Origin of the sequence: Pectobacterium brasiliense (assembly GCF_013449685.1) — a bacterium.
GTDB classification, from domain to species: domain Bacteria; phylum Pseudomonadota; class Gammaproteobacteria; order Enterobacterales; family Enterobacteriaceae; genus Pectobacterium; species Pectobacterium brasiliense_A.
Map to the genome: position 1 here is coordinate 21993 of NZ_JACDSF010000033.1, position 22585 is coordinate 44577.

Annotated in this window: 16 protein-coding genes and 1 pseudogene; 9 read left to right on the forward strand and 8 right to left on the reverse strand. The window is 52.5% G+C overall.

What is annotated here, in order from left to right; all coding sequences use genetic code 11:
* Positions 1–23: 23 nt before the first annotated feature.
* The 4 genes from H0248_RS14190 to dolP all read left to right on the forward strand — a co-directional run bounded on the left by H0248_RS14190 (position 24) and on the right by dolP (position 3594).
* Complete coding sequence (locus tag H0248_RS14190; RefSeq protein WP_180786411.1) at positions 24–2003, forward strand: penicillin-binding protein activator; 1980 nt, start codon at positions 24–26, stop codon at positions 2001–2003.
* Complete coding sequence (locus H0248_RS14195) at positions 2000–2356, forward strand: YraN family protein (protein WP_039279491.1); 357 nt, start codon at positions 2000–2002, stop codon at positions 2354–2356. The genes H0248_RS14190 and H0248_RS14195 overlap by 4 nt, the downstream gene beginning before the upstream one ends.
* A gap of 63 nt (positions 2357–2419) precedes the next feature.
* Positions 2420–3010 (forward strand): DnaA initiator-associating protein DiaA, encoded by a 591-nt coding sequence (gene diaA, locus H0248_RS14200; RefSeq protein WP_005975525.1) that lies wholly within the window; start codon positions 2420–2422, stop codon positions 3008–3010.
* Positions 3011–3021: 11 nt separating this feature from the next.
* Entirely contained in the window at positions 3022–3594 is a 573-nt protein-coding gene (gene dolP / locus H0248_RS14205) for a division/outer membrane stress-associated lipid-binding lipoprotein (protein WP_180780632.1), read from the forward strand.
* A gap of 125 nt (positions 3595–3719) precedes the next feature.
* Here dolP and H0248_RS14210 read toward each other — a convergent pair whose 3' ends face one another.
* From H0248_RS14210 to H0248_RS14230, 5 genes are all read right to left on the reverse strand, one after another.
* A complete protein-coding gene (locus H0248_RS14210) occupies positions 3720–5015 on the reverse strand; it encodes an alginate lyase family protein (protein WP_180786412.1) in 1296 nt (431 codons plus the stop codon).
* Positions 5016–5104: 89 nt separating this feature from the next.
* Positions 5105–5839, reverse strand: coding sequence for a monofunctional biosynthetic peptidoglycan transglycosylase (gene mtgA / locus H0248_RS14215; protein WP_180786413.1), 735 nt, complete (start codon positions 5837–5839; stop codon positions 5105–5107).
* Positions 5836–6489, reverse strand: a complete 654-nt coding sequence (elbB, locus tag H0248_RS14220; RefSeq protein ID WP_180786452.1) for an isoprenoid biosynthesis glyoxalase ElbB — start codon at positions 6487–6489, stop codon at positions 5836–5838. The genes mtgA and elbB overlap by 4 nt, the downstream gene beginning before the upstream one ends.
* Before the next feature lie 502 nt (positions 6490–6991).
* The gene (gene arcB / locus H0248_RS14225) at positions 6992–9361 is read right to left on the reverse strand and encodes an aerobic respiration two-component sensor histidine kinase ArcB (protein WP_180786414.1); all 2370 of its coding nucleotides are present in this window, start codon (positions 9359–9361) and stop codon (positions 6992–6994) included.
* 111 nt (positions 9362–9472) lie between these two features.
* Complete coding sequence (locus H0248_RS14230) at positions 9473–10402, reverse strand: TIGR01212 family radical SAM protein (protein ID WP_180786415.1); 930 nt, start codon at positions 10400–10402, stop codon at positions 9473–9475.
* A 651-nt stretch (positions 10403–11053) separates the two neighbouring features.
* Between H0248_RS14230 and gltB the strand changes: the two genes are divergently transcribed.
* From gltB to H0248_RS14245, 3 genes and pseudogenes are all read left to right on the forward strand, one after another.
* Entirely contained in the window at positions 11054–15514 is a 4461-nt protein-coding gene (gene gltB, locus H0248_RS14235) for a glutamate synthase large subunit (protein ID WP_180786416.1), read from the forward strand.
* A 9-nt stretch (positions 15515–15523) separates the two neighbouring features.
* Positions 15524–16942: a glutamate synthase small subunit gene (locus H0248_RS14240; protein WP_039279119.1), complete on the forward strand. Its 1419-nt coding sequence runs from the start codon at positions 15524–15526 to the stop codon at positions 16940–16942.
* A 77-nt stretch (positions 16943–17019) separates the two neighbouring features.
* Positions 17020–17226, forward strand: a pseudogene (locus H0248_RS14245) (SDR family oxidoreductase); the annotation flags it as partial.
* A 58-nt stretch (positions 17227–17284) separates the two neighbouring features.
* Here H0248_RS14245 and sspB read toward each other — a convergent pair.
* The 3 genes from sspB to H0248_RS14260 form a co-directional block, all read right to left on the reverse strand.
* On the reverse strand, positions 17285–17788 hold the full coding sequence (gene sspB, locus H0248_RS14250; RefSeq protein WP_180786417.1) for a ClpXP protease specificity-enhancing factor: 504 nt from the start codon (positions 17786–17788) through the stop codon (positions 17285–17287).
* 5 nt (positions 17789–17793) lie between these two features.
* Positions 17794–18435 carry a stringent starvation protein SspA gene (sspA, locus tag H0248_RS14255; protein ID WP_039493053.1) on the reverse strand — a complete coding sequence of 214 codons (642 nt, stop codon included), beginning with the start codon at positions 18433–18435 and terminating at the stop codon, positions 17794–17796.
* Between the two features lie 416 nt (positions 18436–18851).
* Positions 18852–20102 (reverse strand): enolase C-terminal domain-like protein, encoded by a 1251-nt coding sequence (locus tag H0248_RS14260; RefSeq protein ID WP_180786418.1) that lies wholly within the window; start codon positions 20100–20102, stop codon positions 18852–18854.
* Between the two features lie 334 nt (positions 20103–20436).
* Between H0248_RS14260 and H0248_RS14265 the strand changes: the two genes are divergently transcribed.
* Complete coding sequence (locus H0248_RS14265) at positions 20437–21204, forward strand: SDR family oxidoreductase (protein WP_180786419.1); 768 nt, start codon at positions 20437–20439, stop codon at positions 21202–21204.
* 55 nt (positions 21205–21259) lie between these two features.
* Positions 21260–22546, forward strand: a complete 1287-nt coding sequence (locus H0248_RS14270; protein WP_180786420.1) for an MFS transporter — start codon at positions 21260–21262, stop codon at positions 22544–22546.
* Positions 22547–22585 lie beyond the last annotated feature (39 nt).

Here is a 22585-nt window from a genome sequence, read left to right on the forward strand (position 1 = left end):
TAAAAAAAATCACTGGATACAGTATGCTTCCCTTTCATTTCGTCCGTACCCAGGCAGGGCGTGTTATCCCTGTTTTGTTAGCGGCACTGTTTCTCGCAGGCTGTCCAAGTCATGCACCGCAGAGCCCGCCACCCGAGGTTCAGGGCAAAGCCGACGCATCATCCGATTATTATCTGCAACAGATGCAGCAAAGTAGCGATAATAACAAGGCTGGCTGGCAATTACTTGCTATTCGTTCCCTGTTACAGGAAGGGAAAGCCCCTCAAGCAAGCCAGCAGTTCAATGCACTGCCAGAAAAATTAAGCGCAGCGCAAAAGCAAGAACAGCAGTTACTCAGTGCGGAACTGTCCGTTGCCCAAAACAATATGGATGCGGCTAAAGCCGCGCTGAGCCAGCTTGATGTGGGCGCACTTTCCAATGAGCAAAAGCAGCGTTACTACCAGACGCAGATCAAAACCGCACAAGGTCGTCCGTCCATTGAGCTGCTGCGAGCCTATATCGCTCAAGAGCCACTGCTGAAAGGCGACGAGCACCAGATGAACCTCGATCAGACCTGGCTGGCGTTGACGCAAATGTCGCCACAGGAGTCGAACTCGCTGCTGATTAATGCGAATGAAAATGTGCTGCAAGGCTGGGTCGATCTGCTTAATAACTATCAGGATAACCGGACTTCTCCCGATCAGTTAAAGAGCGCGATTCAGGATTGGCAAACCCGCTATCCGCACCATCCTGCTGCAAAAACGCTGCCTACGCAGTTGAATCAGGTCATTAACTACCAGCAGTCATCGGTGAACAGCATCGCATTGCTGTTGCCACTCAATGGCCAGGCGCAAGTTTTCGCCAATGCCATCCAGCAAGGCTTTAACGCGGCAAAGAACGGTCAGATAGCCGCCGCAGCCCTATCTGCCCCAGCCGCACCGTCAGCGGACGCCACGCAAGTCGAACAGGTCACCCCATCGTCAGAGGGTCAGAAGTCCCAATCGCCTACACCGGAAGCACAGGCCACAAGCGCGGGGTTGTCCAGCTCACTCCCAGTCAAAGTGTATGATACGTCTTCACAACCGCTGGCGAATATTCTCACACAGGCACAGCAAGATGGCGCTTCGCTGGTCATCGGTCCGCTGCTGAAAAATGAAGTGGATCAGTTGGTGAACAGCCAGTCACCGCTGAATATTTTGGCGTTGAACCAGCCGGAACACGTCGAAAATAGCCCTAACATCTGCTACTTCGCCCTCTCTCCAGAAGATGAAGCCCGAGACGCAGCAAAATTTATCCACCAGCAGGGGAAGCAGCAGCCGCTGGTTCTAGCCCCCCGCGGTGCACTGGGCGACCGTATCATTAACGCATTCGCTCAGGCCTGGAACCAGCAAAGCGGCACCAGCGCTCTGCAACAGCGCTTTGGCAACACGGCGGAGTTAAAACAGGCGATTAATAGTGGCGCAGGCTTAAGCCTGAGCGGTCAGCCTGTTAGTGTGTCGCAGCAGCAGGCACAGTCAGGCACTACCATCGGTGGCCTGACCATCCCGTCACAGGTTCAACCGACGACCAGTTCGTCTGTCAGCGGTAATATTGATGCGGTCTATATCATCGCAACGCCAGACGAGTTGTCGCTGATTAAACCGATGATCGACATGCGCACCACCTCACGTGCACGTCCGGCGCTCTACGCCAGCTCACGTAGCTTCCAGGCCGGATTAGGTCCTGACTTCCGCCTCGAAATGGAAGGGTTGCAGTTCAGCGATATCCCGCTGTTAGCCGGTGCTAACCCAGCGCTGATGCAGCAGGTCAGCAGCCAGTTTAAAAACGATTACTCGTTAGTCCGCCTGTATGCCATGGGGATGGATGCCTGGACGCTCGCCAGCCACTTTGGTGAAATGCGCCAGATTCCGGGCCACCAGATTCCTGGGGCAACAGGAATGCTGAGTTCAGGGCCGGATTGCACCATCAATCGGCAGCTCACCTGGCAGCAATATAGTCAGGGCCAACTGGTACCTGTGCTCTGAATCAGCGAGCGGCTGGTGCAGTTTACGAACAACAGGCTCGGCGTTATCTCGAACGCGCGGGCCTAACCTTCACTGCCGCAAATGTTACGCTACGCGGCGGTGAACTGGATTTGATCATGCGCGATCGCCATATTTGGGTGTTTGTCGAAGTGCGCTATCGGCGCAACGCCCATTTTGGTGATGCCGCAGCCAGCGTCACCCGACGCAAACAGCAGCGGTTGTTGCATGCCGCCGCCGTGTGGTTGGCACAGCGAGGTGCCAGCTTTGACACAGTGGATTGCCGTTTTGACGTGCTGGCAATTACAGGCGAACAGTTCGACTGGCTCCCTAACGCCTTTGCCGCACAGGGATAACATTTTTATCACTCAGGGAGATCTTATCCTTGATGGCCTTCAATTTACGTAGGTTAATTCAACGTGCTGGATAGAATAAAAGTTTGTTTTACCGAGAGTATTCAAACGCAGATTGCAGCGGCAGAAGCCTTGCCAGACGCCATTTCCCGTGGTGCGATTGCGATGGTGCAGTCTCTGCTAAACGGCAACAAAATTCTGTGCTGCGGTAACGGAACATCTGCAGCCAATTCGCAACATTTTGCCGCCAGCATGATTAACCGCTTTGAAGCAGAGCGCCCCAGCTTACCGGCTATCGCACTTAATGCGGATAATGTGGTCTTAACTGCGATAGCGAATGACCGCTTGCATGAAGAGGTCTATGCCAAACAAGTCAGAGCGTTAGGTCAGGCTGGCGACGTACTGCTGGCCATTTCAACCCGTGGCAACAGCCGCGATATTGTTAAAGCCGTAGAGTCTGCCGTTACCCGCGACATGACGATTGTCGCGCTGACCGGCTACGATGGCGGAGAACTGGCCGGGCTGCTCGGGCCGCAGGATGTGGAAATTCGCATCCCGTCACACCGCAGCGCCCGTATTCAGGAAATGCACATGCTGACAGTAAATTGCCTGTGCGATTTAATTGATAACACACTTTTTCCACACCAGAACGATTGAAGGAGCACTACATGAGGATAAGTTCTGCATTTGCCGTGCTGTCTATCGCCCTGCTGCTACAAGGCTGTGTTGGGGTTGTTGCTGTTGGCAGTGCCGTGGCAACCAAAACGGCCACGGACCCGCGTACCGTAGGCACGCAGGTTGACGATGGCACACTGGAAGTTCGCGTGACGAATGCAATCAGCAAAGACGAGCAACTGAAAAAAGAGGCTCGTATCGTTGCAACGGCTTATCAGGGGAAAGTATTGTTAACAGGGCAAGCACCGAGCACAGAAATGGCAAGCCGGGCTAAACAAATCGCCCTCGGCGTGGACGGGGCCGCCGAAGTCTACAACGAGATACGCCAAGGCACGCCGGTTTCAATGGGGACCGCTTCTATGGATACCTGGATCACTACCAAAGTGCGCTCACAGATTCTGGCAAGCGACACGGTTAAATCCTCTAACGTCAAAGTCACAACGGAAAACGGCGAAGTCTTCCTGTTAGGCTTGGTGACACAGCGTGAAGGCACCTCTGCCGCAGAGATCGCCAGTAAAGTTAGCGGTGTGAAGCACGTAACAACGGCCTTCACCTACCTGCAATAACGCACTTTTTTCTTTAAAAAATAAAAAACCGCTGATAACAACATCAGCGGTTTTTTTATCTCTGCACTTTTTATCCCGATTCAGGGACACGTATCTTTGCCCGATGAGGCCGCGGATCAAGAAAATTATGGCGTAACCGGATTCAGCAGCCAGAGCTCACGGCGGGTTTCAACGCTGATGTAACTCGGTTCTTTATCGCGCACACCAGCCTCACCGGTGAGCAATTCCGCAAAGCCCGCCTGCCTGATTTGCGTCTGATAACGCGGCGTTTTCAAACCACGATCCGCCTGCAATAACAGCGGGATAAGACGGCTGCTTTGTCTGTCTATCGTTTTGCGCGGCCACGCCTTGCTTTCATCCAGATACGGCGCCATAAAATCCAGTGCCTTTATCACACTGCTTCCCTTCAGCGTGTGGTACTGCCAGATATTCTCGCCGACGCGGGAAGCCAGCATCGCCATATCCGTTATCGCCTGAAGGTTGAAGTAGCTGTAATGGAAAGAACGGGTACGCGCCAGCTCTTCCGGCTGAGCCCCATCCGGTTGCAGTTGGTGATCCAATTTTTCCCGCTGTAACTGCGCCATGGATTTCACCACGTTGATTTTCCCCAGATACCAGGCGATCCCTGCAACCTGTACCGTATACCAGCTACCGTGGTTGTTCTGGGCCGTTGCCTCTTTTTTCCCCAGTTTGCTGGTTTGTAGCCAGTGCAGATAATCGCTCATCCATGTCTGCATGTGCTGTTCATCCTGCGCAGTCCAGCCCGGCGCGTGACGCAGCATAATCAGCGAATCGACGATGCGGGTGGAAAAATAGCGCCCGTCCAGCACACCCGATCCCCTGCCCGGCGCAATACCCGGCACGCCCTGCGCGAAGTCGAGGTTAGGATTCATGCGCGTAGCGGGGTCGATAAACCAGGTACGGATCATCGACATGGCTTTGTCGGCATAAGCCTGTTTGCCAGAGAAATACCACGCCAGCGTCAACGCCTGCGTTTGGGCAGTAAATTTTGCCAGTCTTACCCCATCGGTCTCCTCATCCTTGCTGGCAGGGTTTACCTGCCCATCACGGCGAATCCAAGGTAAACCATCAGCTTTGTCGGGATCGGGCCACCAGTAGGCGCTGAGGCTCAAATAATCATGCTTTGAACCACTGGGTGGCGTAGATTTCTTTTCCGTCACAGTGGGATTATTTATTTTCAGCGCGCGGTCGGCTTCCGAAATAAGCTGCTCGTAAGCCATTCGCGTCTGCGGCTTTTCTGTTTTCTGCTGTAGCTGCTGTTTTACTGCGGATAGCTGAGACTGCTGCAAGAAGGCATAAGGATTATCGGGGGATGACGCTTTAGGCTCCGCGTCCGCACGGGCAACGGAAGCCACACAACACAATGCAACCAGTAAACCTGACCAATAACGTAACCGCATACTTTCTCCTGATGTCGAAAACACGAGCGTTAACGCGAAAATCTCTCGGTATAGTAAACGAACAAGGCGAATTAATTCAGATTGTTATCTCATAACAGATCGTTATCTCGCAAAAATGCGTCGCCGCCCATCTGCCTCATCTGGTGCAAAATCCACTGCTGGCGTTGAATAACATAGCCGGAGGGCGCATTCGCACGGAAGCGAATGGGGTTTGGTAGCACTGCCGCGAGCAAAGCGGATTCACTTGCCGTCAGCCTGCTGGCTGATTTGTTGAAATAACGTCTGGCGGCCGCTTCCACGCCAAAAATCCCAGGGCCAAATTCGGCGATATTCAGATACACGGTCAGAATTCGCCGTTTCGTCCAGACCAGCTCAACCCCAGTGGTAATACCCGCTTCAAGCCCTTTGCGCACCCAGCTACGTCCATCCCACAGGAACAAGTTCTTCACCATCTGCTGCGACAGCGTAGAGGCTCCACGAATCCGCTGCGTGTTGCGCTCGTTGTGCTTCAGTGCCTGACCAATCGCATCCAGATCGAAGCCCCAATGCTGAGGGAATTTTTGGTCTTCCGCCGCTATTACCGCCAGCGCCATTTCCGGTGCAATCGCCTCCATCGAAACCCAGTCAGAATGAGCAATGTAGGAGAATTCGCCTTTCAGCCATGCGCTGATCTGCCTGTCGGCCATCACCGCAGAGAACGGCACAGGCAGGAAGGAAAACAGCAGGATGCCAGCCAACCACGTACCGATGACAACCAACAGACTCCGAACAATCAGGCGCTTCAGCCACGTGAATAAGCCTCCACGCCCTCGGTTCCACCTCATTCGGTGAGATCCAATACGCGAGCAACGAGCTTATCAATGCCTTGTGCCGCTTCGCTGATGGAATTAGCCAGCATATAGGCCGGTGTGGTCACGATTTTATGTTCCGCATCGACCACGATATCATCGACCGGACAAACCACGTGGATACCGCCCATCTCGTCGACGGCTTCAGCGGTATCAATATCGTTACCAATGGTTACGCGAACAGGTACACCCAAAATCGTCGGTAGCAGTGCGGGTGAGATGCAAATAAAACCAATTGGTTTATTTTGCTTATAAATTTCCTGTGTGAGCAATTGCAGCGTTTCATCAATCTGACACGCCGTTCCCTGCATCGCAAAGTCACTTAAATTTTTCGCCGCACCAAAACCACCCGGCACAATCAGCGCATCTAAATCTTGCGCATTCGCCGTAGAAAGCGGCTGGATTTTTCCTCTGGCGATCCGTGCTGATTCTACTAAAACGTTGCGATTCTCATCAGTTACGTCACCCGTAAGGTGATTAACCACCTGTAATTGTGGCTTATCTGGCGCAAAGCAAACCGCTTGTGCGCCCGCACGATCCAACGCAAGTAACGTCAACACAGCTTCATGAATCTCGGAACCGTCATAAACACCACAGCCACTAAGGACAATGCCGACTCGTTTCATCATCTTTTCCTTCATTTCATTACATCAACTAATTGATTTTTTAATTGACAAACACTAATCTACATCACACATTTTAATGATTCTTGTAACAAAGATTTCTATATTTGCTATTTTGTTGCTTGATGAAGATGTACAGTAGCGAGGTTTTAGTCGCTGTTGTAAGTTGTAGTTGTTAGGAACATAGTTAAGACACGAATATCCGCACTTGCGAGTTTACAAACCCTGAGATCTAAATGCAGGTGCATGTTTTCCCTGGTGTTGGCGCATAATTCGCGCACCCCGGCTTCGGTCGGGGTCATTTTTTTCTACCGTATGAAAACGTGCAAAGCCCTCGCATCTCCATCCCCCCTAGAATCGTAAACACCACTCAATCTGCCGCCGCTGGCACTTTTTGCATGATAGCGCGTGAGACGAAAAACATTGTCTACCCGTTTTACTCGCCACGTCCCTGTGGCCGCCATAGACGATATCAACGCAACAATCCATATCAGGATAATCCGTATCAGGATTCTTTTTCTGCTTTTGCTACCCAATCACGCAGTACTTGAACGTCATGACGCCAGTCGTGCTTCAGCTCATCAACCCATTCCTGCACGTTATCCCACCATGCCGGTAGCGATGAGGTCTGAATCTGCTGGGCAACTTGTTGCAGATGCCGTAATCCAACGGAACCCGCCGCCCCCTTGATTTTGTGCCCTTCTTCCGTAATGCCTTTCTGGTCGCGCGCCGTCATGTTGGAATCCAGAATTGCCAGATAACCCGGCATCATCTGTTCAAACATCTCCAGACTCTGGTGGATCAATTTCGGCCCCACCAAATCCAGATACTGTTCCAGCATCGGGATATCCAGCAGATCGTCTTCTGCATTTGCCATGTCATCCTCCTCCTCAACCACCGGTTCTTCCGCCCACACCGTATGCGTGTCCCAGAACTGTTTGATGACAGCCGTCAGCGCAGGCACCGACAGCGGCTTACTGAGCACGTCGTCCATACCCGCATCCAGATATTCACGTTTATCTTTCAGTACGTTCGCCGTCAGCGCCACCAGCGGCGGCATGCTGCGTTTGCCATAGCGTGAACGCAACTGACGCGCCACGTCCAGACCGGTCATATCCGGCAGTTGAATATCGAGCAGCACCAGGTCGAACTCATCGGGATCGAACATATCCAACGCTTCCTGCCCAGTCATGGCGACATCCACGCTATTACCCAGTTTTTCCAGTACCGAACGCGCGACCACGACGTTGAGCTCAATATCCTCCACCAGCAGAACGTGCAGCGCTGGTAACGGCAAATCATCGTCGTCTTCCAGACCGCTTCCCGCTTCATCGACGCTCGGTGCCGTCACAGTCAGGGTGAAGCAGGAACCCTTGCCTTGCGTGCTGGAAACCTGGATATCGCCCCCCATGTTCTGTGCCAGACGCTTCGACACCGCCAGACCGATTCCCGTGCCCGTTGCGGGCTTTCCACCATGCTGGTCTTTGACCTGATAATACATGGCGAAGATTTTTTCCAGCTCATCCGCCGGAATGCCCATCCCAGAATCTTCCACTTCAAAGCGCAGGCGATCGCCTTTTTCATGCCAGACGCGCACCACGATTTCGCCTTTTTTGCCGTTCTCACCCTTCGGCGTGAATTTCACCGCGTTACTAAGCAGGTTCCACAGAATCTGCCGCAGGCGCGTGCCGTCAGTAATGACTTTCTGCGGCAGAGGCTGATGCTGATCCATAATCAGCTTCAGGCCTTTCGGTTCCGCCAGCAGGCCGCCGAGGTTTTCCAGATCCACCAGAAAACCGGTGAAATCAATCGGCTGATTATCCAGTTGCACCTTGCGGCGCTCCTGTTTGTCCATCTCAATCACGTCGTTAAAGATATTGCCCAGCGTGATCGCGCTGACGTGAATGGTTTTCAGGTATTTTTGCTGTTCAGGGTCAAGCTGCGTATCCAGCAGGATGCGACTTAACCCGACAATGCCATTAAGCGGCGTACGAAGCTCGTGGCTGATTGTTGAGATAAAAGTGGTCTTCTCCCTACTGGCGTTCTCTAACGCGTCCTGGTAACGCTTACGCTCCGTTATATCGCGTCCAAATCCCATCAGCCCGTGACGCTTGCCCATCCGATCATAAAACGGCACCTTGCGCAGCTCAAAACAGGCTTTACGGCCATCGGGATACACCAGCCATTGTTCGTAGGTCAGAGAAACGTTGTGGCGGAACACTTTTTCGTCCGTCTCCATCACTTTCTCGGCAATCTCGGGGGAATAAACATCCTGTGGCGTCAGACCAATGAGCTGCTTCTGGCTTTTGCCCACAAGGAGTTCCATCGCACGGTTGCAGCCTGAGAATTCTTTATCTTCATTACGGTAGTAAACCAAATCCGGCGAGGCATCGAGGAACGAACGCAGCAGCGCAGATTGCTGCTCCAGCTCAATTTGCGCCTGTTCACGGCGAGACATCTCTTCTTTGAGTCGGCTCATCACCAGCACACGCGCCTCTTCCGCTTTGATACGATCGGCGATTTCCTGATTGAGCTGCGCGATGTTTTCCTGAAGCTGCGCATTCAGCTCCAGATCTCGATGGCGCATTTCTTCCAGCTTCGCTACCAGCTTCGCCAGCCGCTGGCGCGACTCTTCAAGCTGCTCCACCACCACGGAGAGGAAATAAACGGCCCAGGGCGTAATCAACAACCCGAAGAAAATGGAGCGGACCACGTCGATATTTTCGACTTCCCCGCTGAGCAACAGGGTGACGGCCATTTGCACCACCATCGCCAGCAGCACCAATACCGAGGCCAGCAGCAGTGAAAAACGAACAAGCCCCAGTTTTACCATCAAATCAACATAGTACTGCGCCAACAGACGAATTTGCTTCATAGCGATTTCCCTTAGTCACCCACCCGCGCATCATAACGTAAAACGACGGCTTATACGGTGCTGCCGCACAGATTCACGGCACAGCATCAGCCACCAATGCCCCGCGGCACATTACCTATCAGCATAGCGGTAAGGCGTTCCCAAGGCGGAACCCTGTACGCCATGCGTTTGCAGATAGCGATCCAGCTCCACCATGCCCGTCCAGCGGTTTTCACACCAGAGCGGTGCCAGAAGCGTCGGGCGGCGGGCGCTGGCGGAAATGCGGTGATAAATCACCTCAGGCGGCGTATGGCGGATCATCTCTCCCGCGATCTCCACGTAGCGATCCAGCGCCAGCTCGGGCAGCCTTCCCGCTCGCCAGGCCTTCGCCATCGTACTGCCCTCCACGATATGGAGAGGGTGAAGCTTAATGCCCTCCACGCCGGTTTCAACCACCTGCTCCAGCGTCGATAAGCAGTGCTGTGCGTCCTCTCCCGGTAAACCCACGATCAGATGACTACACACTTTCAGACCGCGCTCACGCGCACGGCGGGTGGTTTCCTGATAGCAGGCGAAATCATGACCGCGATTAATCCGGTGCAGCGTTTTGTCACACGCGCTTTGCAGACCCAGTTCCAGCCAAACCTCGTAGCCCTGTTCATGGTAGCGGGACAGCAAATCCAGTACCGCATCGGGCACGCAGTCGGGGCGGGTGCCCACGCAAAGCCCCACCATTTCGGCCTGCTTCAACGCTTCCTGATACATGCTTTCCAGCACCTGAACCTCGGCATAGGTGCTGGTATACGCCTGAAAATACGCCAGATAGCGTTTGGCTCGGTTCACCTTTCCCGCTTGCGTTTCCAACTGCTGCGCGATGCTGCGTTGCTGCATCTGCTCATCGGCAAACGAGGCAACATTACAGAACGTGCAGCCACCCCGCCCCAGCGTGCCATCACGGTTTGGGCAGTTAAACCCGCCGTGCAGCGTCAGCTTGTGGATCTTCTCGCCATAGCGACGTTGAAGATTTCCGCCAAACATATTGATTAATTTTTGCAATTGCATATTCTAACCTGCTCCCTTGAGAAACAGCAGACTACCTTTCTCTCGCCCCCTTCGCGATGACCGCGATCAATCACACACATCCCAATGAAATGCATTTTTATTCGCTTTTAGTGAAAATAAACTCACGTCGGTGCTAATTAATTTTTCTTATCCCGCATGCTCGCTTAATGAAAAGATGAAGCAATACTTAAAAATAGTTTCATGAAATCTAAAAGTAGTCATATACAGCATAATATGCTACGACGCAGAGATAACGCAGCATGGATAAGGGCTCCCGCGCTTTTGTATAGTGATACAGCTCACACTTCAATTAAACCCCATATTCATTTATCGAGATAGTTTTTCTAAAAAAATCATTATCTTTCATAATCATAATTAAAAACTATCGCTTATCAGCACATTTTACACTGGTATTTGACCTGAACAGGCTTTCTCGCTAATTTGGGGATCCGCTGGAAGCTTTCCTGACGGGTCCATGATTCGTCATATTTATGCAGTAAATGAAGACTCCCTCTAAAAACAAGTCATTTACCACTTGTGAGACCGTCACGAGAGGCCGAAGAAGAGAGCGTAATACTAGCCGCTCAACGCCACGGTGCTTTCTCGCAGTAGGTTGTGAGAGTCACACAGAGCCTGGGGAGGTTCACTAACATGTTGTACGATGCATCCCAAGAGAGAGATAACTGTGGTTTCGGATTAATCGCCCATATAGAAGGTGAGCCAAGCCATAAAGTAGTGCGTACTGCCATTCACGCACTCGCACGCATGCAGCACCGTGGCGCAATCCTTGCTGACGGCAAGACTGGCGACGGCTGCGGTTTATTACTTCAGAAGCCCGATCGTTTCTTTCGTCTGGTGGCGGAAGAGCACGGCTGGCGTTTAGCCAAAAACTACGCCGTTGGCATGATGTTTCTCAATCAGGACGAAGAACTGGCTCGCGCCACACGTCGGATTGTAGAAGAAGAGTTGCAGAACGAAACGCTGTCCGTACTCGGCTGGCGTGAAGTTCCGACCAACCCGGATGTACTGGGGGAAATTGCCCTGTCATCCATGCCGCGTATTGAGCAAATTTTCGTTAACGCCCCGGCCGGCTGGCGTCAGCGTGATATGGAACGTCGCCTGTTCATGGCGCGTCGCCGTATCGAAAAGCGCATTGAAGATAAAGAGTTCTACGTTTGTAGCTTCTCCAATCTGGTCACGATCTATAAAGGTCTGTGCATGCCGGCGGATCTGCCGCGCTTCTACCTCGATCTGGCCGATCTGCGTCTGGAATCGGCAATTTGCCTGTTCCACCAACGTTTCTCAACCAACACCGTTCCACGCTGGCCGCTGGCGCAGCCGTTCCGCTATCTGGCGCACAACGGCGAGATCAACACCATCGCCGGTAACCGTCAGTGGGCACGCGCGCGTGCTTACAAGTTCAAAACGCCACTGATCCCGGATTTGCAGGATGCCGCGCCGTTCGTCAACGAAACCGGTTCTGACTCCAGCTCACTGGATAACATGCTGGAACTGTTCCTGAGCGGCGGGATGGATATCATCCGTGCCATGCGCCTGCTGGTTCCGCCAGCCTGGCAGAACAACCCGGATATGGATCCTGAACTGCGCGCCTTCTTCGACTTTAACTCCATGCACATGGAGCCGTGGGATGGCCCGGCCGGTATCGTGATGTCCGACGGGCGCTATGCTGCCTGTAACCTGGATCGTAACGGCCTGCGCCCTGCGCGCTACGTCATCACCAAAGACAAGCTGATCACCTGTGCGTCTGAAGTCGGTATCTGGGATTATCAGCCAGATGAAGTGGTTGAAAAAGGCCGCGTCGGTCCGGGCGAACTGATGGTGATCGACACCCGCAGCGGCCGAATCCTGCACTCTGCCGAGACCGATGACGATCTGAAAAGCCGCCACCCTTACAAAGAGTGGATGGAGAAAAACGTTAAGCGTCTGGTGCCGTTTGAAGAGTTGCCAGACGATCAGGTCGGCAGCCGTGAATTCGACGATGAGCTGCTGGAGACCTTCCAGAAGCAGTACGGTTACAGCAGCGAAGAACTGGATCAGGTCATCCGCGTGTTAGGCGAGAACGGTCAGGAAGCTACGGGGTCGATGGGCGATGACACGCCGTTCGCCGTGCTGTCCAGCCGTCCACGCATCATTTATGACTACTTCCGTCAGCAGTTCGCGCAGGTGACCAACCCGCCGATCGATCCGCTGCGTGAAGCGCATGTGATGTCGCTGGCGACCAGTATTGGTCGCGAGATGAATGTCTTCTGTGAAGCAGAAGGTCAGGCTCACCGTCTGAGCTTTAAATCGCCGATCCTGCTTTACTCCGACTTCACCCAGTTGACGTCGCAGGATGAACTGCACTATCGCGCCGACACGTTAGATCTGACGTTTGATCCGTCGCAGCAAACGCTGCAACAGACGATCGAGAAACTGTGTGACGAAGCAGAAAGCAAGGTCAGAGACGGTGCCGTGCTGTTGGTGCTCTCCGACCGTGGCATTAGCGAATCACGCCTGCCAGTTCCTGCGCCGATGGCGGTGGGTGCCGTTCAGCGCCGTCTGGTCGAAAAGAGCCTGCGCTGTGATGCCAACATCATTGTCGAAACCGCCAGCGCGCGCGATCCGCACCACTTTGCCGTGCTGTTAGGCTTTGGTGCGACGGCTATCTACCCTTACCTCGCCTACGAAACGCTGGCGCGGATGGTGGATAACCACACCATCGACAAACCTTATCGTGCCGTGATGCTGAACTACCGTAACGGCATCAATAAAGGCCTGTACAAGATTATGTCCAAAATGGGCATCTCGACGATTGCGTCTTATCGCTGTTCCAAGCTGTTTGAAGCCGTGGGTCTGCATAAAGATGTGTCGACGGAATGCTTCCTGGGCGTCGTCAGCCGTATCGGCGGTGCAAACTACAGCGACTTCGAACAGGATCTGTTGAACCTGTCTAAGCGTGCCTGGCTGAAACGTAAAACGCTGGAACAGGGCGGCCTGCTGAAATTTGTTCACGGCGGCGAATACCATGCCTACAACCCGGATGTCGTCACCACGCTGCAAACCGCGGTGAAAACCGGGGAGTACAGCGATTACGAGCAATACGCCAAACTGGTTAACGAGCGTCCAGCCGCGACCTTACGCGACCTGCTGGCACTGAAACCGCAAGAAGGCGCGGCCATCGCGATCGACAGCGTTGAACCCGCTTCTGAAATGTTCAAACGCTTCGATACCGCGGCTATGTCCATCGGTGCGCTCAGCCCTGAAGCCCATGAATCGCTGGCAGAGGCGATGAACGGACTGGGCGGCTTCTCCAACTCCGGTGAAGGCGGCGAAGATCCAGCGCGTTACGGCACCAATAAAGTGTCCCGTATCAAGCAGGTTGCGTCTGGCCGCTTTGGTGTGACGCCAGCCTATCTGGTTAACGCCGATGTGATTCAGATTAAAGTGGCGCAGGGCGCGAAGCCGGGCGAAGGCGGTCAGTTACCGGGTGATAAAGTCACGCCGTACATTGCTCGTCTGCGTTATTCCGTGCCGGGCGTGACGCTAATTTCACCACCGCCGCACCACGATATTTACTCTATCGAAGATCTGGCACAGCTGATTTTCGATCTGAAGCAGGTCAACCCGAAAGCGATGATTTCGGTAAAACTGGTGTCCGAACCGGGCGTCGGAACTATCGCGACGGGCGTTGCCAAAGCGTACGCCGATTTGATCACCATTGCTGGCTACGACGGCGGCACGGGTGCCAGCCCGCTGTCCTCCGTGAAATACGCGGGATGCCCGTGGGAGCTGGGTCTGGTTGAAACGCAACAGGCTTTGGTCTCCAACGGTCTGCGTCACAAAATCCGCCTTCAGGTGGACGGTGGCTTGAAAACCGGTCTGGATATCGTCAAAGCGGCGATTCTGGGTGCAGAAAGCTTCGGCTTCGGCACCGGACCAATGGTTGCGCTGGGCTGTAAATACCTGCGTATCTGTCACCTGAATAACTGTGCGACAGGTGTTGCAACGCAGGATGAGAAGCTGCGCCGCGATCACTACCACGGCCTGCCTGAGCGTGTAACCAACTACTTCCACTTCATCGCGCATGAAACTCGCGTGCTGATGGCAGAACTGGGCGTCAGTCGTCTGGTGGATCTGATTGGTCGTACCGACTTGCTGGTTGAGCTGGACGGTTTCAGTGCGAAACAGAACAAGCTGGATCTGTCGCCGCTGCTGCACGCGGCACAGCCTCAGCCGGGCAAAGCGCTGTACTGCACTGAAAGCAATCTGTCGTTCGATAAAGGTTTGTTGAACAAAGAGCTGCTGGCGCAGGCACAGTCGCACATCGATGCGAAACAGGGCAAAGCGCTCTACTTCGACATCCGCAACACCGATCGCTCCGTCGGCGCGACGCTGTCCGGCGCGATTGCCGAGAAACATGGCGATCAAGGGCTGGCAGGCGATCCAATTAAAGCGCACTTCTCCGGTACCGCAGGACAGAGCTTTGGCGTCTGGAACGCCGGCGGCGTAGAGCTGAAATTAACCGGTGATGCCAACGATTACGTGGGCAAAGGCATGGCGGGCGGCAGTATCTCCGTGCGTCCTCCAGTCGGTTCTGCCTTCCGCAGCCACGAAGCCAGCATCATCGGTAACACCTGCCTCTACGGCGCTACCGGCGGTAAGCTGTTTGCCGCGGGCCGTGCAGGTGAGCGTTTCGCCGTACGTAACTCCGGCTGTATCACCGTGGTAGAAGGCATTGGCGATAACGGCTGTGAATACATGACAGGCGGGATCGTCTGCGTACTGGGTCGTACCGGCGTGAACTTTGGCGCAGGAATGACCGGTGGATTCGCCTACGTGCTGGATGAAGACGGTGAATTCCGCAAACGCGTTAACCCGGAACTGGTGGAAGTGCTGGATGTCGAAGAACTGGCTATTCATGAAGAACATCTTCGTGGCCTGATCACCGAGCACGTGCAGAATACCGGTTCACACCGCGGAGAAGAGATCCTCGCTAACTGGCCGACCTGGGCACCGAAGTTTGCTCTGGTGAAACCGAAGTCAAGTGATGTGAAGGCATTGTTGGGTCACCGTAGTCGTTCCGCAGCCGAGCTGCGGGTTCAGGCGCAGTAAGAGGTCATCATGAGTCAGAATGTTTACCAGTTTATCGACTTACAGCGCGTTGATCCGCCCAAGAAACCGCTGAAGATTCGTAAAATTGAATTTGTTGAGATCTACGAGCCGTTCTCAGAAAGCCAGTCCAAAGCCCAGGCAGACCGCTGTCTGGCGTGCGGTAACCCTTACTGTGAGTGGAAGTGTCCGGTACATAACTACATCCCGAACTGGCTGAAGCTGGCGAACGAAGGCCGCATTATCGAAGCGGCTGAGTTATCGCACCAGACCAACAGCCTGCCGGAAGTCTGCGGTCGCGTATGCCCGCAGGACCGTCTGTGTGAAGGGTCTTGTACGCTGAATGATGAATTCGGCGCGGTCACCATCGGCAACATCGAACGCTACATCAATGATAAAGCGATAGAGATGGGCTGGAAGCCAAGCGTTGCCAACGTCAAACCGACCGGCAAACGCGTCGCCATCATTGGCGCAGGCCCTGCTGGGCTGGCGTGTGCCGATGTGCTGGCACGCAGCGGCGTACAGGCTGTCGTGTTCGATCGTCATCCTGAGATCGGTGGCCTGCTGACCTTCGGTATCCCTTCTTTCAAGCTCGAAAAAGAAGTGATGGTGAAACGTCGTGAGATCTTCACCGAGATGGGCATCGAATTCCGTCTGAATACCGAAGTTGGTAAAGACGTGCAGATGAAAGCGCTGCTGGACGAGTACGATGCAGTCTTCCTCGGCGTCGGCACCTATCAGTCTATGCGTGGCGGATTGGACAATGAAGACGCTCAGGGTGTCTACGATGCGCTGCCGTTCCTGATCGCTAACACCAAGCAGTTGATGGGCTTTGAAGCCGCAGTAGACGAGCCTTACATCAGCATGCAAGGTAAACGCGTTGTGGTACTGGGCGGTGGTGATACCGCGATGGACTGCGTGCGTACCTCGATTCGTCAGGGCGCAACGCACGTTACTTGTGCCTATCGTCGTGATGAAGAGAACATGCCGGGCTCCAAGCGCGAAGTGAAAAACGCGCGTGAAGAAGGCGTCGAGTTCAAATTCAACCTGCAACCGTTAAGCGTCGAGATTAATGGCGCGGGCAAAGTGTGCGGCGTGAAAATGGCACGTACTGCGCTGGGTGCGCCGGATGCCAACGGCCGCCGTCGTCCTGAAATCGTAGAGGGTTCCGAGCACGTACTGGAAGCCGATGCCGTCATCATGGCGTTTGGCTTCCGTCCGCACAAAATGGCGTGGCTGGCAGAACATGACGTCAAGCTGGACGATCAAGGTCGCATTGTCGCACCAGAAAGCTGCGATAACGCCTTCCAGACCAGCAACCCGAAAATTTTTGCGGGTGGCGATGCAGTTCGCGGTTCCGATCTGGTGGTTACCGCCATCGCAGAAGGCCGTAAAGCCGCTGATGGCATCATGAACTATCTGGAAGTGTAAGAACGACCCACTCCTCTTAAGGGCAGCGTAGGCTGCCCTTTTCTTTTTCCGTCGTTACCTGACATTTCGGCTAACGAATGTGGGATGAAATCGGTCGGAAGATCTCCGAATCCGCAGGAAAACCGCGTGGCTATGCGACGGAAACGTTCACCAAACGCATCACGCTGGGGCGTCTTTCCGAACCGGAAGATGTCGCTGCCTGCGTGTCCTATCTGGCCAGCCACGATTCCGACTATATGACGGGGCAGTCGCTATTGATTGATGGCGGGATGGTATTCAGTTAACCGCATAGCCAGCGAACAACGGGAATAAGAAAGGGCACCACAAGGATGCCCTCAAACATTACTTCACGACCCGTAGCGACGGTCGGCCACCTTTAGGTGGCTGTGGTGGTTCATCATCAAAACCCGAGCCATCGTCAGGCGCTTCAAAATCAGGTGAGCTATCGACAATCGACATGACCGTCCCTGAAGCGAGTACGCCTTCCTGAAAGTCTTCATGCTCACTTGCAGATTCGTAAGCAGGTTCGGACTCAAACATCGTTCCAGCACCGTTCTCACGTGCATAAATCGCCATGACGGCCGCCATCGGTACATAAACCTGACGTGGTACGCCGCCAAAACGGGCATTGAAACGAACGCTGTCATCAGCTAACTCAAGGCCGCCAACAGCGCGCGGTGCGACATTCAGCACGATCTGGCCGTCACGGGCGAACTCCATCGGCACCATAACATCCGGCAGAGTGACATCTACCACCAGATGAGGCGTTAATTGGTTATCCAGTAACCAATCATAAAAAGCCCGTAATAAATACGGACGACGCGGAGACAGTTGAGACAACGCCATACGGTTTAACCTCGGGTTTGCAAACGCATTTCACGTTCCACTTCCGTCAGGGAAGCCAGGAACGCATCACGCTCAAAGACGCGAGTCATGTAGCCTTTCAACTCTTTCGCGCCCGAACCACTCAGTTCAATGCCTAACTGCGGCAGACGCCACAGCAGCGGAGCTAGATAGCAATCCACCAGGCTGAACTCTTCGCTCATGAAATAAGGTGCTTCATTGAACACGGGCGCAATGGCCAGCAGTTCTTCACGCAATTGCTTACGCGCGGCGTCTGCTTCCTGAGCGCTGCCGTGCGTAATTTTCTTCAGCAAAGAATACCAATCGCTCTCAATGCGGTGCATCATCAGGCGGCTGTTACCGCGCGCAACCGGATAGACAGGCATTAACGGCGGATGAGGAAAACGTTCATCCAGATACTCCATGATAATACGTGATTCATAGAGCGTCAGTTCACGATCGACTAACGTTGGCACGGAACCGTAAGGATTGAGGTCAATAAGATCCTGAGGCAGATTATCCATGTCTACCTGCTCAATCTCGACACTCACACCCTTTTCCGCCAATACGATGCGGACCTGATGGCTAAAAATGTCGGACTGACCAGAAAACAGCGTCATTACCGAACGTTTGTTGGCAGCGACAGCCATGAAAACCTCCAAGTTTATTGAGAATAATATGGCGAATAACTACGCAGTGAATAACCTGCAAACCGCTATTCGAAATTCTGCTCGCCAATGTGTAAACGTCACCTGATAAAATCCATCGTTTTAAACGACTACGCGATAGCTGGCACACAGGCATAAAATCGGCGGGTAGCTTATCAGATTTTGTTCGTTTTGTGGGGGAATAAGCGGAAAATCTTATTTAACAAAATGATAAATAAGTGTTTTTTTATTAAATACAAATTTTTCATTTGCAATCGCGAAGTCTAAACAACGCTGCCAGAGAATAATCTATCCTCGGAATTAGCCTGCGCTGAACCGTCAGATCCCTGGAAGCCGACGAGGGCCGTCGGCTTCTAAGTAAGCGAAATTAAAGCATATTGACGCCGTTAAGCCAGCGGTTAAGGTCGTGCCGCCGTGCCATCCGGCAAGCGTGCATTCGTCCATGACGGCAATCCACCTTCAACAGGGAATTGCTTCGCTTTTTGCTCATCAATATCAATCCCTAATCCTGGCTTATCGTTCAGGTACGCGTATCCGCCTTCAATATCCGGGCAGCCGGGGAAAACGTCCCGTAGCGCTTCATTCATCGGCGTATATTCTTGAATACCCAGATTAGTAATGCTCATATCAATGTGCATATTCGCGACTACACCGACGGGTGAGATATCCCCTGGCCCATGCCAGGCGGTTCTCACACCATGAAATTCGGCGAGTGTCGCCAGTTTTTTGGCTGGCGTAATCCCACCGATCATACTGATATGGCAGCGAATAAAATCAATCAGATGATTGGTTATCAGGTGCTTGTATTCGGCAACATGAACAAACAGTTCTCCCATGGCGATTGGGGTGGATGTTTGTTGGCGCATCACGCTAAGGAAATCAACATTCTCTGGAGCAACGGGGTCTTCAAGATAAAAGAGCTTGTAATCTTCCAAAGACTTCGCCATTTGCAACGCGGTAACCGGCGATACTCGCTCATGAACATCATGAATAAATTCAACATCAAACCCAATCTTATTGCGCAGATGATCGAAAAAAGCCGGAATGCTTCTGGCATAAGCATCAGGATCGAAATAAATGCCGGGCGTCTTCGTTCTTGGTGAGCGCTTCGGCGTGATATTGGCTTTATCCAACTGAGTGGCAATCAGTTTGAGGTCTTCCGTCCCGGCTCCACCGTACATGCCCATCTGACAACGAACATACTGATACCCTTCTTCTATCGCCGCACGGATGTTATCTTCCGCCGCAACCGCATCCGCACCATCGCAATGACGATAAAGCGGAATACCGTCACGGCATTTGCCGCCCAGCAATTCATAGACCGGCAGGTTAGCGACTTTACCCTTGATATCCCACAGCGCCATATCGATAGCCGAGATCGCATTGTTCATCACCGGCCCATTGCGCCAATAGCCGCTCACGACGGAGGACTGCCAGATATCTTCAATACGAGAAGGATCTTTCCCGATCAGGAAAGGCTTCATGTACTCATTAATGGCCGCTTCAACCGCGAAAATACGTTGGGTGAAGGTTGCACATCCCAAACCATAAAGCCCCGGCTCGTTGGTTTCTATCTTCACGACCACCAGATCAATGCCACCAGGCGCCGTCAGAATCGTTTTTACGTTTGTGATTTTCAGGTTACTCACTTTCACTCCTCAACTCAGCGAATTTACCGCATGTCATACCGTTGTGGATAACATTCCATACTTGTAAGTTGTCCTACAAATTAGGTGTGTTATATCACGGTTTTTTTTACAGAGTACCGTTGCGTTCTCCATTATGTGATAGAGATCAAATTGTCACCCATTTAAAAAATAAACCATTAATATTTAATATCTTATTTTAATTTAAGCGATAACCATACAGAGATGTTTGTGATCCTTGTTGCAAATTTATGGGTAAGATATTGATTTTATCAAGGCGAAAATCCAACCTTAAATAAGACAGTCGTCATACAAATTAAACGAGTGAGGAAACAACATGACCGCTTTATTTGATTTAACTGGGAAAACGGCGCTGGTAACGGGCTCTGCACGTGGACTGGGCTTTGCCTACGCAGAGGGCCTTGCCGCTGCGGGCGCACGGGTCATCTTGAATGATATTCGCGACACGCTGCTGGTCGCATCAGTGGATACGCTAACAAGCAAAGGCTACGATGCACACGGTGTCGCTTTCGACGTCACCAATGAACAGGCGATTGAGGAAGCTTTTAGCAAACTCGATGCAGAAGGGATCAGTGTCGACATCCTGATCAATAACGCTGGAATTCAGTACCGCAAACCGATGGTCGAACTGGAGTTGGAAAACTGGCAGAAGGTAATCGACACCAACCTGACCAGCGCATTCTTGGTCTCTCGCACTGCGGCGAAACGGATGATTGCACGCAACAGTGGCGGCAAAATCATTAATATCGGCTCACTCACCAGCCAGGCGGCCCGCCCGACCGTTGCCCCGTATACGGCGGCAAAAGGTGGCATCAAAATGCTAACCTGCTCGATGGCCGCAGAATGGGCGCAGTTTAATATCCAGACCAACGCCATTGGGCCCGGCTACATTCTGACAGACATGAACACCGCACTTATCGAAGACAAGCAGTTCGATAGCTGGGTGAAAAGCAGTAATCCTTCTCAGCGTTGGGGTCGTCCTGAAGAGCTCATCGGCACCGCCGTCTTCTTATCATCCAAATCGTCAGATTATATCAACGGGCAAATTATTTACGTTGATGGCGGCTGGCTCGCAGTACTGTAATTTATATCTACTGCCATTCGTTAAGTGAGTGGCAGTAATTAAACGGGAAAACATCATGAATCAAAACATACAAAAACAGTTAGCACCGATTCGCTGGCGTAAGTTAATTCCACTGGCGTTTATTACCTATAGTCTTGCCTATCTCGATCGCGCTAATTATGGATTTGGCGCAGCTTCCGGTCTCGCTGAGGATCTCAATATCACACCAGGGATTTCTTCACTACTAGGCGCTTTGTTCTTCCTTGGGTATTTTTTCTTTCAGGTGCCCGGTGGTATTTACGCTGAAAAAAGAAGTGCCAAGACGCTTATTTTTTGGAGTTTAATTCTCTGGGGAATATTAGCAACGGCGACCGGCATGGTCCACGACGTTAAGGTGCTGGCAGTCATTCGCTTCCTGCTTGGTGTGGCTGAAAGTGTTGTGATGCCTGCCATGCTTGTTTTTTTAAGTCATTGGTTTACTAAGAAAGAAAGGTCAAAAGCCAACACCTTCCTTTTTCTTGGCAACCCCATCACCGTACTTTGGATGTCAGTGCTGTCAGGCTATCTCGTGGAGGCCTTTGGCTGGCGCGGTATGTTTATTATCGAAGGTGTCCCCGCCATAATCTGGGCGGCTATATGGTGGTTTGTTTTTGTTGACCGCCCCACGGATGCGAAATGGTTAACAGAACAAGAAAAAGAAGATATTGAAGCAGCACTGGCAGCAGAACAAACCAATATTAAAGAAATTAAAAATTACAGCGAAGCATTTCGTTCCAGCAAAGTCTTATCACTCTCCTTTATACATTTCTTCTGGAATATTGGGATGTATGGTTTCATTATGTGGCTACCCTCTATTTTGAAATCAGCATCTGGATTGAGCATCGTAGCAACAGGTTGGCTATCTGCAGCACCCTACTTATTAGCTGTGCCACTTATGCTGGGTGCGTCTTGGTATTCAGATAAATTTCTAAACCGTAAAATCATTGTTCTTCTGTTTTTAGGATTGGGCGCAATCTGCTTTATTGGGTCGTTTACCGTTGGAGCATCCAATTTCTGGCTCTCATATGTCTTGTTGATGGTTGCCGGTGGCGCGATGTATACCCCTTACGGACCATTCTTTGCCGCAATACCGGAAATGATCCCGCGTAATGTGATGGCTGGTGCGATGGCATTTATCGTAAGTTTCGGCGCTCTAGGTTCGTTCGTCGGCTCATGGATTGTCGGTTATCTGAATGGCTTAACGGGTGGCCCAAGTGCTTCTTATGTCTTCATGGGGACCTCACTGGTTGTGGCAGTGCTACTCACCTCACTCACCTCATTTAGCACTAAAAAATCCACGGCAGCAAAAATACAAACTTGTTAAGATCAGGCGCCCGCCTGGGCGCTTTGATTTTAAAAGTGA

Excerpts from the sequence above, each read along its gene's own strand:
- H0248_RS14190 (WP_180786411.1), top strand. The coding sequence starts at position 24 with ATGCTTCCCTTTCATTTCGTCCGTACCCAGGCAGGGCGTGTTATCCCT.
- dolP (WP_180780632.1), top strand. The coding sequence starts at position 3,022 with ATGAGGATAAGTTCTGCATTTGCCGTGCTGTCTATCGCCCTGCTGCTA.
- H0248_RS14210 (WP_180786412.1), bottom strand. The coding sequence starts at position 5,015 with ATGCGGTTACGTTATTGGTCAGGTTTACTGGTTGCATTGTGTTGTGTG.
- mtgA (WP_180786413.1), bottom strand. The coding sequence starts at position 5,839 with ATGAGGTGGAACCGAGGGCGTGGAGGCTTATTCACGTGGCTGAAGCGC.
- elbB (WP_180786452.1), bottom strand. The coding sequence starts at position 6,489 with ATGAAACGAGTCGGCATTGTCCTTAGTGGCTGTGGTGTTTATGACGGT.
- arcB (WP_180786414.1), bottom strand. The coding sequence starts at position 9,361 with ATGAAGCAAATTCGTCTGTTGGCGCAGTACTATGTTGATTTGATGGTA.
- H0248_RS14230 (WP_180786415.1), bottom strand. The coding sequence starts at position 10,402 with ATGCAATTGCAAAAATTAATCAATATGTTTGGCGGAAATCTTCAACGT.
- gltB (WP_180786416.1), top strand. The coding sequence starts at position 11,054 with ATGTTGTACGATGCATCCCAAGAGAGAGATAACTGTGGTTTCGGATTA.
- H0248_RS14240 (WP_039279119.1), top strand. The coding sequence starts at position 15,524 with ATGAGTCAGAATGTTTACCAGTTTATCGACTTACAGCGCGTTGATCCG.
- sspB (WP_180786417.1), bottom strand. The coding sequence starts at position 17,788 with ATGGCGTTGTCTCAACTGTCTCCGCGTCGTCCGTATTTATTACGGGCT.
- sspA (WP_039493053.1), bottom strand. The coding sequence starts at position 18,435 with ATGGCTGTCGCTGCCAACAAACGTTCGGTAATGACGCTGTTTTCTGGT.
- H0248_RS14265 (WP_180786419.1), top strand. The coding sequence starts at position 20,437 with ATGACCGCTTTATTTGATTTAACTGGGAAAACGGCGCTGGTAACGGGC.
- H0248_RS14270 (WP_180786420.1), top strand. The coding sequence starts at position 21,260 with ATGAATCAAAACATACAAAAACAGTTAGCACCGATTCGCTGGCGTAAG.